At 48.3% G+C, this 17,741-nt stretch carries 11 protein-coding genes; 10 read left to right on the plus strand and 1 reads right to left on the minus strand.

Going from position 1 to position 17,741, the window contains the following annotated elements:
• Positions 1 to 77 precede the first annotated feature (77 nt).
• Positions 78 to 1,246 (plus strand): IS3 family transposase gene (locus tag KORLAC_RS00010; RefSeq protein ID WP_420913266.1). Its coding sequence is split into 2 segments (ribosomal slippage): positions 78 to 348 and positions 348 to 1,246, totalling 1,170 coding nucleotides; the frame shifts between segments, so codons are not numbered across the junction.
• 46 nt (positions 1,247 to 1,292) lie between these two features.
• Here KORLAC_RS00010 and KORLAC_RS19220 read toward each other — a convergent pair.
• On the minus strand, positions 1,293 to 1,667 hold the full coding sequence (locus tag KORLAC_RS19220; RefSeq protein ID WP_074519518.1) for an antitoxin Xre/MbcA/ParS toxin-binding domain-containing protein: 375 nt from the start codon (positions 1,665 to 1,667) through the stop codon (positions 1,293 to 1,295).
• A gap of 276 nt (positions 1,668 to 1,943) precedes the next feature.
• On the opposite strand from KORLAC_RS19220, the gene KORLAC_RS00015 reads away from it, so the two are divergent.
• From KORLAC_RS00015 to KORLAC_RS00055, 9 genes are all read left to right on the plus strand, one after another.
• Positions 1,944 to 3,158: an ABC-three component system protein gene (locus KORLAC_RS00015; protein ID WP_068300881.1), complete on the plus strand. Its 1,215-nt coding sequence runs from the start codon at positions 1,944 to 1,946 to the stop codon at positions 3,156 to 3,158.
• Positions 3,148 to 3,666 (plus strand): ABC-three component system middle component 5, encoded by a 519-nt coding sequence (locus KORLAC_RS00020; protein ID WP_068300884.1) that lies wholly within the window; start codon positions 3,148 to 3,150, stop codon positions 3,664 to 3,666. The genes KORLAC_RS00015 and KORLAC_RS00020 overlap by 11 nt, the downstream gene beginning before the upstream one ends.
• Positions 3,653 to 5,596, plus strand: a complete 1,944-nt coding sequence (locus tag KORLAC_RS00025; RefSeq protein WP_068300887.1) for a coiled-coil domain-containing protein — start codon at positions 3,653 to 3,655, stop codon at positions 5,594 to 5,596. The genes KORLAC_RS00020 and KORLAC_RS00025 overlap by 14 nt, the downstream gene beginning before the upstream one ends.
• Positions 5,593 to 6,069 carry a hypothetical protein gene (locus KORLAC_RS00030; protein ID WP_139167667.1) on the plus strand — a complete coding sequence of 159 codons (477 nt, stop codon included), beginning with the start codon at positions 5,593 to 5,595 and terminating at the stop codon, positions 6,067 to 6,069. Before KORLAC_RS00025 ends, KORLAC_RS00030 begins: the two co-directional genes overlap by 4 nt.
• Positions 6,070 to 6,317: 248 nt before the next feature.
• Complete coding sequence (locus KORLAC_RS00035) at positions 6,318 to 7,865, plus strand: HsdM family class I SAM-dependent methyltransferase (RefSeq protein ID WP_206594818.1); 1,548 nt, start codon at positions 6,318 to 6,320, stop codon at positions 7,863 to 7,865.
• Complete coding sequence (locus tag KORLAC_RS00040) at positions 7,862 to 10,633, plus strand: hypothetical protein (protein ID WP_068300902.1); 2,772 nt, start codon at positions 7,862 to 7,864, stop codon at positions 10,631 to 10,633. The genes KORLAC_RS00035 and KORLAC_RS00040 overlap by 4 nt, the downstream gene beginning before the upstream one ends.
• Positions 10,630 to 14,967: a DEAD/DEAH box helicase family protein gene (locus tag KORLAC_RS00045; RefSeq protein WP_068300904.1), complete on the plus strand. Its 4,338-nt coding sequence runs from the start codon at positions 10,630 to 10,632 to the stop codon at positions 14,965 to 14,967. The genes KORLAC_RS00040 and KORLAC_RS00045 overlap by 4 nt, the downstream gene beginning before the upstream one ends.
• On the plus strand, positions 14,960 to 17,194 hold the full coding sequence (locus KORLAC_RS00050) for a hypothetical protein (protein WP_082714403.1): 2,235 nt from the start codon (positions 14,960 to 14,962) through the stop codon (positions 17,192 to 17,194). Before KORLAC_RS00045 ends, KORLAC_RS00050 begins: the two co-directional genes overlap by 8 nt.
• Positions 17,187 to 17,741, plus strand: coding sequence for a phospholipase D-like domain-containing protein (locus tag KORLAC_RS00055; RefSeq protein ID WP_068300914.1), 555 nt, complete (start codon positions 17,187 to 17,189; stop codon positions 17,739 to 17,741). Before KORLAC_RS00050 ends, KORLAC_RS00055 begins: the two co-directional genes overlap by 8 nt.

A 17,741-nucleotide genomic window follows, 5' to 3' on the forward strand; every position in this document is an offset into this window, starting at 1 on the left:
TGAGCTGGTCCCCGGAAATCGGACAGTGACGTAAGCTATGGAAACGTGTTTTCTGGTCTCAGTTACGGAGACCAAATATGTCCAAGAGGAAACAGTATAAGCCCGACTTCAAGGCCAGGGTGGCGCTTGAGGCGCTGAAAGGCGAACAGACGGTTGCGGAACTGTCGAGCCGGTTCGGGGTTCACCCGACGATGATCCACCAGTGGAAGAAGGCCTTGTTGGAGAATGCCGCCGGCATCTTCGAGCGTGGGGCCGCCAAGAAGGAAGCGGAGGTCGATCCGGGCAAGATCAAAGACCTTCACGCCAAGATCGGGCAGTTGACGATCGAGAATGATTTTTTAGTGAACGCGCTCAAGCCATGGACCGAGAAGTGAGGCGGACCATGATTGAGCGCCGACCCAAGCTGTCCGTCACCCGCCAGTGTCAACTGCTGTCGCTGAGCCGATCGAGCTTCTATCATCAGCCAAAGGGCGAGAGCCCCGAGAACCTGGACCTGATGCGCGAGATCGACCAGCAGTTCCTGGATACGCCCTTTTACGGTGTCCGCCAGATGACCTGGCATCTGAGACGCAAGGGCCATCAGATCAATGTCAAGCGGGTGCGTCGGCTGATGCGGCTCATGGGCCTGATGCCGATCTATCAGAAGCCCAACACCAGCGCACCGCATCCCCGGCACAAGCGCTATCCTTATCTATTGAAGGGCTTGCGGATCGACCGACCCAATCAGGTCTGGTGTGCCGATATCACGTACATTCCTGTGGCGCGGGGCTTCCTGTATCTGGTGGCGGTCATGGATTGGCATAGCCGCAAGGTGCTGGCCTGGCGGCTGTCGAATACCATGGATGTCCAGTTCTGCCTCGATGCCCTCGATGAAGCGCTCGATCGGTATGGCAGCCCCGAGATCTTCAACACCGACCAGGGCAGCCAGTTCACCTCATGGGCCTGGACACAGCGGCTTCGCGGGGCCGGGGTTCGCATCTCGATGGATGGCAAGGGCCGGTGCATGGACAATATCTTCATCGAGCGGCTGTGGCGCAGCCTCAAGTATGAGTGCGTCTATCTGCACGCCTTCGAGGGTGGCCGGGAGGTCCGGGCAGGCATCCGGGCCTGGGTTGACTTCTATAACCGCCTCAGGCCTCATAGCGCCCATTCGGGCTGTACGCCGAAGGAAATCTATCACGGCTGTCTGCCGCTCTCCGGCCCGGGCCTCGGCCCGGTCCTCCAAGCGGCAGACAAGGCAGCCTGAACCAACAATGGAAAACAATGATCAGAGACCGAAACTGTAGCTTAATTTAGCCCTGAAACTGTCCAAGCTTTGGGGACCAGCTCAGATACTGGCGCACTTGGCCGATACCATCTTCTCCAGACATCATAACTGAGAGGGGCGAGTGCCCAGAGAACTCCGAATTGTCTCTGTGTATCCAATGGTACACGTTTTCCGGACTACCGAATAGTGTGCGCAGTTGAGCATGAATATCCAGAAGTGCTCCAATTCGTATTAGGTCACTCTGGCTGATGGACAATTCTCCACTATTCTTCTCCCAAGACTGAAGGGTACTCTTACTTGAGTGGCCCAGCAGCTTATAGGCAATTTCGTTGGATAAATTCCAAAGAGAAAATAGCCTGAGAATGAGAGTTGCTGCTCGTGTATTAGAAGCTGGGGTCATATCAGGAACTTCAATCAAGTTGCGATTCCTTGCTCTACTATTATTGGGGACAAAGACAACTGAAGTTATTTTACCGCGCTAATGGCGAATTTCGAAGTGTCTTTATGTATTGACCATTCCTGGCGCAGCCGCGCTAAAGTTTAAGGCTGAATTTTTGCGGAGCTAGTATTGTGAGATAAGGGGTGAATAGCAAACCTATCGCAAAAATCATGCATCTGTTGCATTTTATTGACCTCGCTATAAAGTACAACCAGTGAGGTAAGGGGTACATCCTATATGAGTGATATGAACTTATATGTTGTGGGCAGTTGGAAAGAGCACGCTGCTTTCGATATTGTATTTATTCATGGGCTTATGGGGGATGCCCATTCTTCCTGGAGCCACAACGGTAAACCAGAGGGGTTTTGGCCGAGGTGGCTATCAGAAGAATTTCCTGCAGCAAACGTCTGGGTCTTTAATCACCCTGCAGGGGCAGCAGGGTCAATTCTTTCCGATGACGGAATGTCAATTTTGCAGAGAGCTCAGGCAGCAATAACATCATTTGAAACGGAAGACATTGGTTCTCGACCAATTATATTTATTACTCATAGTTTGGGTGGGTTGATCACCAAAAAGCTATTGAGGATTGCTTTCGATTCAGTCGATGAAGATGTCCATCGAATCTTTGAAAATACAGACTCTGTGATCTTCCTTGCCACGCCCCACAATGGATCATTTCTTGCCAACTTTGGCTCGGCTTTGGCAAAAATTTTAACTGGTGGTCTGATAAAGCCTAAGAAAATTGTTACCGAGCTTAAATCTGGACACGAGCCGACCTACGAACTTGACAATTGGTACAGAGATAACTGTTCGAAAAACATCAAAACCATAGTTTTCGCCGAAACCGAAAAGACGGCCGGTGTAACCCAAGTGGTATCTACTGTTTCTTCAAATCCTGGCATTCCGGGCGTTATGGTCAGACCGACGGACAAAGATCACATCGAGATCGCGAAGCCTACGTCAATCAAAGATCCTGTCTACCGATATATCTGCAAGCAGATTCAAAAAAAAAGCACTGAATTCGCACAGGATGGGCTGAACCAGAGTGAGCTGTTAGATGACTATGATTATTTTACAGCGAAGGCCCCTGGAGACCGACGCACGTTAGAACAAAAACTGTGTGATGCCGGACGCTCGTATGAGGTTACGAAGGCTGAGCGGTCTAAGGAGCGAGCAGCCATGAAGCTGCAGAAATATGGTCTGTTTGAGACTGTAACAGAAGTCCAGATTAAGCTGCTGGGCGACATTTATAGCAGATTTAAGAATGTTGAAACCGTTATTCACGATGGCGCCAGCAATACTGAGATAGATACCAAACTCGAAAGCAGTGTCATTTCACCTATTCTCGAGACCGACAAGAAGGAGGCCTATAGCCACGGCAAGGTGATGGACGGCGTCTATTATCTAACTGGCAATTGCCATCTGGATTGGGGGAAGAAAGATGAAACATAGATTGTGGCATCCATTCATGGATCCATATCATTGTTGCTTTCGCCTGATTAGTTCTCTGAGTGTAATCGAGGGTCAGGTAATGCCGATGGATAGGGCCCGGTTTCTAGATCTATTTGTTTTATTTCCAGGGCTTTTGTACAAACTTTCCCTTACTCACGAGCAAAAAAGGACCCTTAAGAAAATTGGCGTGGCTCCAGCAGCGACCTATTTTGCTACGTTACCGGACATCAAAATTTTATACCGTCGTCTGCGCAGCAATCAACGACCTGCCATATCGCAAATGATCGCCACACAAGTAATTGATGTTAATGAGTTTCGCGACGACAAAATCAAACTTAACTTAGAGAAGCTACCTTCCGAGATTCTGGAGCGAGCGATCGCTCGAGTAGCCCGAAGTCCAGAGGTATTTGAATTTCTGCATTCTGATTTGGCCGTTTATGAATTTAACGGCCCTGAGGGCCTTTTGGATCGGGCAGGCATATATGGGGGCACAAATGTCACATCTTAAGGTCAACAGACTGGTAGTGCTGAGGGACGTTGACTCAAGAAGTATCAAGGTCTTCGATGAGCAGTTTCATGATGGGCTCAATATCATTCGAAGCAAAGGGAATAGTTCCGGGAAAACTACAGTAGTAGATTTCATATATTTTGCACTGGGCGGGGAACATACAAATTGGAAGTCGATCGCACTTGAGTGTAGTCGGGTTATTCTCGAAATTCAGGCTAACGGCACTCCTCTCACGCTCAGGCGGACAGTTTCCACAGAAGACCAGCTTCCCATCGACATATATTACGGCCCGTACGAAGAGGCTATAAAACACGCCAATGGTTGGACTTCCCATGCATATTCCAGACAGCAGAGGGCACTCAGCTTTAGTGAAGTACTCTTTAAAGCACTAGGGATCCCTGAGGCCCCATCATCGCTAAACACGAAGATGACAATGTATCAGCTACTTCGATTGCTGTATTCGGACCAGTTTGCGGATTCTCTTCATATTTATCGGAGCGATGACTGGAGTTCCAAGGATACCCAACAAGCTATTGGCGAACTTTTGTGCGGCGTAGGGGACTTTGAGCTATTTGCAAAAAAAACTGAATTAAAGGAAGTTCAAGCTAAGGTAGGCGACTTAAAATCCTCATATCGATCTCTTTCGAAGTTGCTAGCGTCTTTCAGCGACAATGCCAAAATCGACATCGAAGCAGTAATTTCAACGGTTCGTCAGAAGCTTAGGTCTTCAGAATCTGAATTAGATGAGGCGCAAAGTTCATATGATTTAGCGCATGATCAAGAAGTCCGTAAGGATAAAAGTCGGCTTCAGTCGGCGCTGATTACACATCAGAAGCGACTGGTGAAGGCAGAGGAAGATCTAAAAATTCTTTCTTATGAAAATGAAGAACGCTCAAGGTTTATTGTTCACCTTGAGGGGCTGCTTGAGGATTTCGATGATGCCAACGAAGTGTTCGATGCACTAGGCCACATCCGGTACACGCACTGCCCATCTTGCTTCAAAGACCTACCTCCTCAGCAACCAGAAGCATGTAGCGTCTGCGGCGCCCCCCTGGAAGCAGGGGATCAGAACCCGTTAGCGCTCGCAGCTCGCCTGGATCTTGAAATGCAAATCCGAGAGAGCCAGAAAATGGAGGAAAAGGCAAAAAGTGACATAGCAAAGGCAAAGGAAAAGCTTCGCAAGGAGCAAAAGGAATGCAAGAAGGTTGAAAGGGACTTGGCTAAATTCCGAAATAGCCTGACTTCACCCCAGGCAACTTTTGTAGCCTCAAAAGCGAAGGAAGTTGGCGCACTAGAAGCTCATCTAGATGAGCTAGAAAACATCAAGCTTCAATTCGGGGAATTGGCAACTATCGAGAACGATCTGGAAGAAGCCGAGAGACGTTTTCGTAAGTTAACGCGTGATGTTGAGAATATAGAAGTCAGTCTCACGAAGCGCCGTTCAAAAATCTATACAGATATTTCCGCAAACACGATTGATATAATTGGCAAAGACCTGAAAGATCACAATGATTTTGAAGGCCTGAGGAGTTTCAGCTTTAGTTTTAGGGATGACAGCTTCTATCTCAATAATATGGAGAAGGTCACCAACAGTGCCAGTAGTATGGCAATAGCGAAGGTATCATTCCTTCTGGCGATATTTAAAGCGTCACTCGAAGACAACGAAATGTATTTCCCTCGTTTCATGATTTTGGACAATATTGAAGACAAGGGGGTTAGGGAAGTAAGGTCGCAAAATTTCCAGAACATCGTTGCAGAAATAAGTGAAAATTCTGATGTTGATCACCAAATCATTATCACAACAGCTACTATTTCTCCCGAACTTGACAACCCTAAATATACCGTAGGCGAACTCTATTCGACAGAGAATAGATCCATCAAGCTAGAAGGCCTTACAGTTCAAACCGTACATGGCAGAGATGTACATTGATGGACACGGTCCCTCATATTGAAGAGCTTGAAAACTCAGAATACTTCTTCAGGTTATTCTGCCGCTTTGAATTTGCGATAAAGAAATCTGGGGTATTGTTAATTGATCCAGACCGTGCTTTGCGCAGGGCAGAAATTGATTGGGTAGAGTTTTCAAGAAATTTGCCGGAGCAATTTTTTGGGCAGGTTGCTGAAATGGGTGTATGTCCGACAATTTTGTCTGAGCCTCCCAAACGACAAGTTGTGGACCAAAATAGAAAGCTCATCTGGCAAGATGTTCAGCGCCCGCAGAACACGCAGATGCTATTTGAATGCCTTCGCAATATTAGAAACAATTTGTTTCATGGAGGTAAGTCGGGAGATCCGACCAACAAGCCCAGAAATGAGACTTTGATCGCTGAAGGCATAAGACTTATTGAATTCACTCTAGATGTGCAGGATGAACTGAGGCTCCATTTTAATGGAGGAGACTGATTCATATATTTTTTTTGCTTATGGTCGCATAGCGGTATCCAAAGTCCGGCACTTCAACTGTACTCATTTCCTAGTTGAGGCGATCCTTTGATTGTGTAAATCTACCCCAAATAGTATTGGGGTGCGGGTGGGTCTCTGGGCATTAGCGCCGAAGGGCCAACAGCAGATAATAAATAAGAGGCGTTATGGGGGGGGGAGCTGTAAGCAAGTCGAATCTACTCTCTAGTGCTCGCTGCACGGCTAGAGTCTTGTCAGAAGACGATACAGATCCAGTTGCGCGTGCAGAGGCATGTTTACGCTTTTTAAACGGCAAGCCGAGTGATTATAGGTTGCACCAGTTCTGGGAATATCTGACAAAACTCCCGGTGGAAGAACAGCACTATTGGGTCGGCACACTCTATACTCTTATGCTGTCACCAAATATTCGTCGTTCTCAAGCTACTTATTTTACGCCCCCAGTTGTTGCCGGTGCCGTGATCGATTTCGTGGTCGATGCAGGGTTTGATATCGCGCGGCATAATGTCATGGATCCTGCGGCGGGTGGTGCGGCATTTCTTTCCACGCTAGCGGGACGCATGAAAAGGGCCAAAATTGACGTCGACAGTGTAGCTCGTCGGCTGTTTGGCATTGAGATTGACATAGGATTGGCGCACCTTTCGCGGCGGCTAATTGAAGAACAACTTGGTACCAAACTAGACCCCAAGAATATATTCAGGGCAGATTCACTCCAATTACCCGTCCAGCGTCAATTTGATCTAGTAATCGCAAATCCGCCATATGGTCGGGTCACTGCAGAAGATGTTCGCGGTGATGACTGGATGCGAGTTGCTCATCCCGGCCACATCAATAAATACGCGCTATTTTCAGAGTTGTCTTTTCGACTTGCGAAGCCTGGAGGACTGATTGCACTCGTGATCCCCTCCAGCTTCCGCGCTGGCCCTCTTTATGACCGTATGCGGGAGTTTGTCAGAAAACAGGGGCAAATACTCTCCATCGCGTCCATCTACGGGCGTAATGGTGTTTTCCTAGACGTACAACAGGATGTCAGCGTCCTTGTCGCACGAAGGGGATCCCCCCACCAAGCATCTCGATTGGTAGACTTTCCTATCATAGGCCAGGACGTAAATGGCTTGCCGCCCGTAAAGGTAAAGCTCCCAAAAGATAAAGCTGCTGCATGGCCCCTACCAGCTACCGATCCTGAATTGGTAGGTGGCGCTAAACTCGCGGATTACGGTGTGCAGGCAAAAGTGGGCTATTTTGTCTGGAATCGAGAAACGTCGCGAATGCGAAAGCGGGTTAGCAGCAAGCTGACTTATCCGTTAATATGGGCGAAGAACGTACGGTCAGGAAGGCTATGCTATCCTGCTGGAAGAACAAAGCCTTCGATCGATTTCGTCAAGTTCCAGCAACCAAGTTCGGCCATTGTTAGCGGTCCGTCAGCGGTAATGCAGCGCACTACAAATGATGGTCAACCTCGGCGCCTTATTGCAGCTGTCGTAGACCCTAAGGTTGTAGCGAAATGGGGCGGGTTTGTTACCGAAAATCATACAATTGTTTTAACGGCCGATGACCCAAAAAAGCTGGATTTAGCGATTGCATTATTGAACACATCGGCGGTTGATAAGCGTTATCGGCAAGTTTCCGGCACGGCTTCGGTGTCTGTTTCGTTACTTCGAGAACTGGATCTGCCTCGTCCTAAAATGTTTGCGAGGGCTCTCAAGGCCCACAATGGAAATGCTGAGATTGCTGCAGCTATCGCGTATGGCGATGCTTCCGAACCAGGAGCACAGCCATGAAGCGATTTAGACAACAAGGGCTACTTGGGAACAAGGTAGAGGACCGAACACAGCAACAGGCAGCCTTAAAAGAACGTCGAGACTCATTGCTTGAAAAGATGAAAGCAAACGCCTCGAAACCTCGTAAAGATGTTCAAGCGAGTGCTGATATTGAGTCAGAAACTAGGCCCAGAAGGGACGTAGATGCATACTTGAAGGCCCTCTCCGAGTTTCCCTTCTACGCCCTAGGCTCGAAGACCGAAACGAGAATAGCGCCTTGGTACAGCGCGCTGGTAAAAGCGGCACTAGAGGCAATGAACGATGGAAGCCCTCGGGTGGTTATGACGTGGCCACAATCACAGGCATGTCCGTCGGGAATAGTGTCTCTTTTGACCCTAGGAGCAGTTGCAAGTGCTTCTCGGAAAAAAGTACTGGTGCAGGGAATTTCTGAGGATGCATTTGAAGAAGCCGATGGTGTTCGAGCAGTTTTGTTTCCGTACGCTAGAAGTACACATGCTGCATCGAGGCAAGTACAGCTAGATAGTAAAAGGTTTGGCTCAATTCACTTAGACCATGTTAAGCGCGCGCTTGATGGTCAAGGCGTTCCAGCTGTGACTGATTACCACAAAGCCTTGTCTCGTGTACTGACGATAAAAGGGATGGCTCGCGATGGTAAGTCTTACGCTGAACTCGCACATCCTATTTTAGATGAGATTGTACCGCACGGACCACCAAAGGGCGACAGGCCCGCAAATAGTGAGCTTCTTTGGCGGACGAGGAGCAAAACGGACTTCGGAAAGTTCACAATTTCTGATGACGTAAACAAGCCTTCTACAGCTGCATATTATATCTACACAATACGAGCAAAAGACGACTTTGGTGATCAACTAACGTCTATCAAGAAAGAGCCTGACATATTTATTCTTGATCTTTCCCATACCGCGCGTGGCCGGATGGGTTGGGATTGGCGATCCGTTGCTGAAAAGGCAATAGAAGCAATAAAGAAATACCAACCTAATGTCCCGATACTCGCGGTCGTCGATGATCCATGGGTTTATCAGTTTGCGCGCTTTGGTCTGCTCGGGTCTGTTCCACCATGGGGGAGGCGCAAAAGGGCTAAAGCCAAAAAAATCCCGGCGATCGGACAGGTTGTTATTGCGCGCGATAAGTCAATTCTTTCTCCCAGCTTATCCAAACAAAATGAACTTGAGGGCCCTAACAAGATCCAAGTCGATGGCTTTTATGGAGAAACAGGGCGCACAATTGAAAGGCTGAGGAGTTTAGCTCAGCAGCTAACCAAGCGTGGATCTCAGCACGAAGCCGAATTGGTTAGGGAAGTTATCGCTATCATTCGCCGTTCGACAAGTCTGCCTGGGTCTTTGGCAGCGCTTTCAAAATTTCTCATAGAGGAAACGACTGTTGAGATGGCTGCCGATCTTTTTGCGTCCTACCGTATTGGAGCAAAACTGGCCTCACTAGAAAATGTTCAAAGCCTTGTCAGCCAACTTGAGGAAAGCTCGGAGCTTTCTAACAAGGCAAGGGAGATCATGCGAATTCTTGAGCAAGAGACGCCTATGTCTTTATTGCTAAAAAAGGTCATAAAGCCTTCCCTAAGATCGAGTTCCAGAACACTAGTGATTTTTCGATCCGATATGATAGCGGAATTTGCAATTGATCAACTGCAAACCGCGGAACCAAAACTGAATGATCGGGTAGAAACTGACATGCTTCGCTTTGGCGGATCGGAGTTATTCGGAACGGTTTCTAGGTCTTCACCCGCGTATCGAAATCAGTTCAAACGAGCGATTCTCGTTGCCCCAACCCGCTCTTCTATTTTGGCGACTTTTGCTGAGCCTTGGCTTCCAGAACAACTAATCGTCTTAGCTGATGCAGATACATTGTTGCTTTCTTCTCAAGATGCGAAGCGATTGGCAGATGAGCTAGACGATACAACAATCAAGGTCCGACTTTCGGATTTTGCTGCACCAGCATATAGTCGCGTCAAAGAGATTGGCCGACACTCTGTTCAGATAGACATTCCAGAACAGGTGGAGGACATCGAATACCCCTCCAATAACCTGGTTGATCTTAGTGGCGATGCTCGAGGTGATCGGAAATTACTCGAGATCTCAATGAAAAATGGACAGCGCATTCTTGCCTGTCAGTCCACAGGCATAGTGGTCCGACACGATGGTATAGCCTCCTCGGCGTTTGTTGAAAGACAAGCTGGCGCGCTGAAACCTGGAGATGAAGTTTGTGTTATTGGTCCCGCATTTATTGAACGTGCCCGCTCACTTTTGGACATACAGTTTGCTGCTGCCTGTGAGATTAGGGAATACCACAATCAAGTATTGACCAGGTTTGCCCGGTTACCGGGTCAAACCACGACAGAGCGATTGAGGGTATTGGTATCGAATATGGGAGCGCCTTCGGTATCAATTGATACTGCTCGATACTGGATCAACCTTGAGGCCGAATTGGAAAAAGACTTAAGTGAGGTGGTTCCCCACGCGCCGCAAGATCAATTTACTTTTCTCCGCTTTACTGCGGCTCTTGGATTTAAAGACAGTCTTGCACAAGCTTTTTGGCGCTGGGCGGTAGTAGCGCAAAGGTCATATAAACTGCGCGCGGGAAACGTGTTTCATGACGCGTTCAGAGGAATCCTAACTGATCCCCATTCAGCCATATCGGAAAACGCTTCGCGAGCTGATGAGATTCACCAACTACGATTGATGGCGGAAGAATATGTAGCTACGGTGGAAAAAATTCAACGTATGGAGGCGGCATGAAAGGGTATTCAAGAGAACAGCTGGGTCGTATTGATGTCGAACTCAAAGAAGCGATTTGCGACTCTCTAGTGAATACACTTACAGCCCGAGTTGGAGGCACCGACGAGCGGGGCAAAATAGTCTACGGACGATCACCACATAGGGCTATATTCGCGGGACAATTGATGCCTCGTTTTGGAGCTGCCGGCGATGACGAGACATCAGATATTCGTATTGCCACGATTGGCCTTGATTTCGCTGTAGGCTCCGATAGCAAGGCCAACATCTCTATCTCCCCCAAATTTTCAGTCTATGTTCGTGTGTTGCCAAATTGGTCAGAGCTAGCTGCCAGTGGAGGGGGCCTAGAATTCGACTTCAAGCTTAATTCAAGCATTCAAAAACAAATAGAACAGAGAATTAGAGAAAATAGGCAAACTGCGCTCAAGGCGGCTGGCCTTGATCGACCGGCTTGGAACTCTTTGAGCGAAACAGAGAGAGCCGAAATTAGAGCAAAACGTAACTCTATTCTGGAGGAAGTGAGGCGATCTGCCTTTGCTGAGCACAACATTGAGTTGGAGCAAGTTGAAGCTTCGAGCGAAGTGTTACCTGAGGCTTTTGAGAGTCAAGATACATCTGATGAAGGAGAGGCTGACGATGTAACAATGCAGCCAGTGCCGATAGATCGTTTGATAAGGGATGGGCGAGGAATACCGCTCACGCTGATTGATCCTGCTCCAATTCCAGGTAAGTGGAAGAGAATAGACCTGACGTTACCGATCCTGCAATTTTGTTCTGACGACGAGCTGGACGCATTGGAAGGCATTCTTCAAGCATACAATAAAGAACTCTCACAAGTGGTTGGTGAACAACTGGATGCGTGGTTGAATAGCGAAGGCGCTTCGATTGCTTGGCGCAATGTTCAGATTACTCCAGCACAAACACAAACTGAAAAGGCATGGCTTCATACACTAAAAACGCTGGAAGAAATTCCAGCTGTTCGCGGAGACGTACTTCCTGACCTTTCTGAGGTCTGCGTAAAAGTCGAGAGGCAGCAAGAGTTTATTGATCCGAGCCGGATATCGCTTCGAATATCATTGGATAATCAGTCAACCGAGATGGCCGTTCAGGAGGCACAAAGGCGTTGCAACACAATTTTTGGCACTGAGCTATGTGTAACCCTCCCAATAGATGCCCACCGACCGTTGCAGCTTGACAGGGTGGAGCCTTCTTATCGTTTCCGCGACTATATGGGCTACCCTGCTATTGGCCTAAATTGCGGTGTATCGAAGGTCTCTCTAGAAGATTGTATTGAATTGCGCACGAATATTTCCCCACGTTTCGTGCAGCCAAGGATTATTCCTCGACACGTTAGTGTGCCAACTCAATTCTCCATATTGTCCGATCCAGCCTTTGAAGTCGAAACGCTTCGAAGGTTACCTGAGGAGTATAGTGCTTGGATAGACCAACAGGAGAAAAGACTCTCACCGATCGTCGGTGCAGGCCTTGATCATTTAGATTCGGCACGAGAAGCGGATAGATTAGCGCAAGACCTTCAAGCGCAAAGGGCAGAAGTTCGATACATCGAGCGTGGAATTGAACTGCTCATTGCTTCAAGAAAATATGCTCAGAGATTAGATGGTGGGGTTGATCAGGCGGAGAAGGCCTCTTTAGAGGCTCTTGCCTCGCCCTGGCGTGCTTGGTTAATGATGAATCAGTCGTTTGCCAGCCGGGACAAGCAGTATCCTGAAAGGGGATGGCGGCTATTTCAGATGGCCTTTATTCTTGCGCACGTGCCCGTCTTCGCTTCTCGCATGAAAGAGTGGCGCGAGTATTTTGACAAGGCTTTAAGCGAAGACTGCGCAAGTCTACTATATTTTCCAACTGGTGGCGGAAAATCGGAAGCCTTTTACGGCTCATTGATTTTTGCGCTCTTCATCGATCGCTTGCGCGGGAAAGATCGGGGAATTACAGCCCTAATTAGGTACCCATTGCGTTTGCTAACTCTCCAACAAGCTCAGAGGCTCTTAAAGCTTTTAGTGCATGTTGAGCTAGTTCGCCGAAATAATAAGGTGGGCCATTGGCCGTTTGAAATCGGATTTTGGGTGGGGGGCCAGAATACTCCAAACCGGTATTCCGCGTTCCGATCAGAAATCCCGCGAATTGACGATCCTGCGCATCCGGATGATCACAAGCTATTGGCACCAAGCACCGAGGACCAAGCCGATTCTCCGCAAACACCTTATGGCGAGTCGTTGGAGGCATACAATAAAGTACCGGATTGCCCGGTCTGCGGAGAAAAGACCGGAATACGTCGTGATGAACGTGACGGGCCGATGGGCAAACGTGCCGCCATTGTTTGTTTCAATGATAGATGCGATTGGAACAGGGCTCATGGGACACGCCATCCGCTGCCATTTTTGCTGACAGATGACACCATATATGCAAGAGCACCATCGATTGTTCTTGGCACCGTCGACAAGCTGGCGATGCTAGGTCAGTCCGTCGGAACCATTGCAAATGTTCTAGGAATGTTTGGCATGGCAAGATGGATGGATGCTCATGGAAATCTGAGTTCACCCAGAAACGAAGAAGCCCTTAGAGCTGGTCCGGAAGCGAGCGGATTAAGGCCTGTGTTTCCCGCATACCAGAGTGGGGAAAAAGTCTTTCTAGATCCCTTTCCTTCGCTGGTAATTCAAGACGAGGCACATCTATTAGAAGAAAGCCTTGGTACATTTAGCGGACTGTTTGACACACTGCTAGAAAACATCTTTCACGAAATTAACGACCTTGCGGGCGAACAGCTTCAGGTTTCCCGAGTCTGGGACGAGAACCATGCCCGTGGACCACGGATGCCTAAAATTATTGCAGCAACGGCAACCATTTCTGCACCTGAGAAACAACTCGAAACACTGTATCAACGCCAACCACTTCGTTTTCCGTATCCTGGCCCAGACATTTATCACTCGTTTTTTTCGGAGCCCGCACATGCGCCAGGACACAATAAGTCCCGAGTTGATTTAGAGAGTAGTCTTCCTTCCCACTTAACTCCTGAAACAACGGCACCATGGATGCGCCTCTACGTATCGCTAATTACGAATGGCGCGACCCACACAGTGACGACTGTGAATGTCCTAGCGATATTTCACTCAATTATTACTGAGATCTGGGACAAGCTCTTAAGTAAGGAAACTAGGCAGAAGGCCATGGAGGAATTGCGAGATTCATGTGCTTCCGACCTTTCTGGCTCCTGGCGCCGCGCAGCAATTGAGCGGGCAATAGATGAAAACCGTTATCAAGACATTCTAGCGCTTATAGATCTTCATCGTATTGCTTTGGCTTATGTAACTAATAAAAAAGGCGGCGACCAAATTATGGATGCCCTGGGAGCGGCAGTTGAGCAACAACACCGCGTGCTGGGCAGATCTCACGTCGCTTTCGATAGTCGTCTAATTTCTGGCGGCGTGGACATGAAGGAAATTCAAGCAATCATGGAGGATGCAGAGGCATCGTTGGAAGACAAGGAATTGCCTGACATTACTTCTACGCTGCGTAATATTGTCGCCACATCTGCCATTAGCCATGGTGTGGATGTCGATCGATTCAACAGTATGTTTTTTGCCGGCCTTCCAACTGATGTTGCCGAATACATACAAGCATCTAGTCGTGTTGGCAGGACACACGTGGGTTTTGTGATGCTTCTACCGACACCTCAGAACAGGCGAGACAGATACGTAGTAGAAACCCACGATATTTTTCACCGATTTCTGGAGAGAATGATCTCTTCACCAGCCGTTGAACGTTGGGCTGAGAACGCAATTAAGCGAACATTGGCGTCGCATATTCAAGCATGGGTCATGCTTGAAGAAATCAAAGACTTTTTCGCAAGAACTGATTCCCAAAAGTCCGCATCAATATTGATGGACCAAGTCAGCCGCCTTTCGTCAATGGCGAAGAACGGCAGCCTGGCCTTTCGTGATAATCTGGGAGACTTTATCTTACGGTCTATAGGTTTTCAGGGACATGGCCCGAACAAAATCGGCGCCCCTCATTATGCTGATTTTTATAGCGGGATGATCGAAAAGCAGGTGGATAATTTCGTCCAAGATTTGTCGAAAAGAAATGTTAGTGGAACTCTCGTAGACTACTGGGAAGATTTACCGGCCCTTCAAAAACCTATGACATCCCTACGAGATGTAGACGAAGCAGGATATATCGTGGCTGCCGGGCGCGACCCTCAAGCGGCTAGCCGAAAAACAGATATCAACCGGTCTGACCTGGCGGAAGTGATGCGCACCATTCGAACCCAACGAGGCTTTGCTTCTGATTTAGACGCAGAAGGGGGGGCAAATGGCTAAGGAAGTTCCTGGGAAATCAAATTGGCGTACTTCTCCAAATAGGCGCCCGGCCGCCTTCGGCAGCACTCGTCTGACAGACGATATTTTGCAGCCTCCCACTATGTCGCGTTCAAGAGTTCAAATAGCAACATCCTATGCACCAGGAGTTCTTTTGACGTGGGAAGGTGGTAAAGGAATTTGTCGTTCGGTTCCATTATCCAATGACATTTCCAATAAGCTCGGCAGCACAACAATTGATCTCATTTTCGAGAACATGCGGGACTTTGTCTCAAACTGGCGACAGCGAGCGAGAAAAGCTCTTCCGGAGGCCCCAATCGAGTTCATTTTAGATGCTCCCTTTCGCGATTCTCGCTCGGGTGTGGTTAATATCGAACGCCGCTCCTTCGAGCTAACGGATCCAGGAAAGGTAGGATATGTGCCCTATCCGCTTCTTTTCCGTTGTGGCGTATGCGGGTCTATTCGCGAATTTCACAGCATAGATGACCTTGCAAGAAGGCCTCTTCCAAAGAAATGTAATGGACACACGGCACGTTGGACGCAAGTGGATGTAGTATACGTGCATTGGTCCGGGAACTTGCTTCCTCTTGGTCCATTTAACTACAATTTTGACTCCTCAACAGGTGAAGCTAGACAAATTCGCATGTGTACATGTGGATCCCAAAATTTTCGCCTACGGAATGAAGCGCCCATTTTTTCCGAATGGCGATACATATGTGAGGGTTGTGGTGATACTCGACCCCTAAAGAAAGCTGATCCAGAAGTTCTTGCAAAACTGCAATCCGAGAAAGACTCAACGGGGACTGAATTTGAGTGGATCGCCGTCAATATGCTTCCTGTATCTTATCGGGCTAACTCAGCGTTTTACCCTCAACGCACAGGCTTTATTGAGTTCCAAGACGACGGTGTTGTTGCGTTAATGGCTCAAGATCACGTCAATGAATTGACGAAAAAGCTGGCCGAAATTCACCAAATCCCATTTGTTGAGCCCAGTGAAGAAGATATCCGAGAAGCGGTCACTGCTAGCACGAAGCATCAGGGTGATTGGGAAGACTATGAAGCTTTCCAAAACATGGCCACTCGTGCTGACCAAGACAACAGACAAGATAGAGCGCGTTCATATCGACAGTCAGCATCTGAGATACGCGAGAGTTGGTTTGCCAATGGGCTCGTAGCTCGAGGTAAATTGGGCAGCGAAGAGATAACGCAAGGTGTAGTTGCTCGCCAAGACTGGACCCAACGGTTTGATCCGATAAGACTCACAATCCAGCATGACGCATTTCTACGTGAACACGTTCATGAAGCAATCGCCAATCACGGCGCAGTGGATGTTATGGAGCCAGATATTACGCTTAGCAACGTCGTAAATGATCCGGCAGCACTGCATCAGTACCAGAATACAGTTGGTAACCTGCTAGACCGCATGGGACTCGACCAATTGGTATTGGTCCGCGGACTACCAATTTGTGAGTTCAGCTTTGGCTTTACCCGGGTTTCTTCCTCACCGATTTATCATCGAGAATTTAAGGGTAGATCAGTAAAGATGCCTGTACGATTGAAGGCTTTCGACCAGCTTCCTGTTGCGGGCCCCAAATACCCTGTTTACGTGACCCAACAGAAGAATGAAGCCCTGTATTTCCGTGTCGATGAAGCTCGAGTACGTCGCTGGCTTCAGATTAACCAGGTCAGCGATATACCCGATTATGGTTTGGGCCGCGCCTACCTTGAGCAATATGCTGATTTTGGCCATTTCCTAGAAATGTTCAAAGATCGCGAGAGGGGTGGGGTCTATCCCAGAACACTGCCAGCTTATGTCTATCTCTTGTTACACAGCCTTTCACATCAAATGATACATTCATTGGCTGACACTTCAGGAGTAGATCGCGATGGGATAGGTGAATACATTTTCCCCGCCGATTTGGCGTTCGTTATATACAGAAAAGGAATGACCCCGGACCTTGGAAACATCTCGGCAATGTGGCGCAATCATGCACGAGAATTTCTGCAGCGTGCGCTTGATCCACGTATGCTCCGGTGCGGTTCGGGAAGCCTTTGCGATGTTCGAGGGGGGGCCTGCCCAGCATGCATTATGGTATCTGAAATCAATTGCGTCGCCTCTAACTTGTTACTTTCTAGGGCAAGCTTGAAAGGTGGCACAAACCCAGAGTGGGAGCCTTCTGATGCCCCTGATATTATTGGATTTTTTGACCCTCGTTGCATAAATGACTGACGATCTAATTTCATCTTCGACTGCAAAAGCGAGGTTGGTGGTAACAATGCCCCCAACTCCAAGTAAGCTATCCTCTGCTCTAGAGCAGGATATAGCGAGCAACTATGTTACGTTCACGCGGACTACGGATGCATTTACACATATCGCAGCTTCTGCAGCACAACGCCTTATAATAATGATTCCATTCATTGATCGAGTAGGCGCGGATTGGGCACTTGATTTATTCGAACAGACACCCGCTTTGGAACGGATTTTGATCCTTAGGGATGCGGGTCAGCTCACTTCTTGTGGAAAGGCCGGCGCGAGGCTTCAGAACGCTGTATCGCGAGTTATCGATTATGGTGGGACAGATGCCGAACAAGAAACTTTTCATGCCAAAATCGTTTTGGCGGATGGTGTTATGGCATATGTCGGATCCGCAAACCTTCTTCGGCGATCAAAGACCACAAATTTAGAGTGCGGAATTTTACTGGAAGGCCCTGCTGTACATAGCGTAAAAGTGCTTACTGAAGCTGTTATTAGAATGGCAGATGGCTCAAAAATCTAG

This window comes from Kordiimonas lacus (genome assembly GCF_001550055.1).
In the GTDB taxonomy this organism is placed as follows: domain Bacteria; phylum Pseudomonadota; class Alphaproteobacteria; order Sphingomonadales; family Kordiimonadaceae; genus Kordiimonas; species Kordiimonas lacus.

Bases quoted from the DNA above. Each gene is read 5' to 3' on its own strand.
- KORLAC_RS19220 (WP_074519518.1), bottom strand. From the start codon at position 1,667: ATGACCCCAGCTTCTAATACACGAGCAGCAACTCTCATTCTCAGGCTA.
- KORLAC_RS00015 (WP_068300881.1), top strand. From the start codon at position 1,944: ATGAGTGATATGAACTTATATGTTGTGGGCAGTTGGAAAGAGCACGCT.
- KORLAC_RS00020 (WP_068300884.1), top strand. From the start codon at position 3,148: ATGAAACATAGATTGTGGCATCCATTCATGGATCCATATCATTGTTGC.
- KORLAC_RS00025 (WP_068300887.1), top strand. From the start codon at position 3,653: ATGTCACATCTTAAGGTCAACAGACTGGTAGTGCTGAGGGACGTTGAC.
- KORLAC_RS00040 (WP_068300902.1), top strand. From the start codon at position 7,862: ATGAAGCGATTTAGACAACAAGGGCTACTTGGGAACAAGGTAGAGGAC.
- KORLAC_RS00045 (WP_068300904.1), top strand. From the start codon at position 10,630: ATGAAAGGGTATTCAAGAGAACAGCTGGGTCGTATTGATGTCGAACTC.
- KORLAC_RS00050 (WP_082714403.1), top strand. From the start codon at position 14,960: ATGGCTAAGGAAGTTCCTGGGAAATCAAATTGGCGTACTTCTCCAAAT.
- KORLAC_RS00055 (WP_068300914.1), top strand. From the start codon at position 17,187: ATGACTGACGATCTAATTTCATCTTCGACTGCAAAAGCGAGGTTGGTG.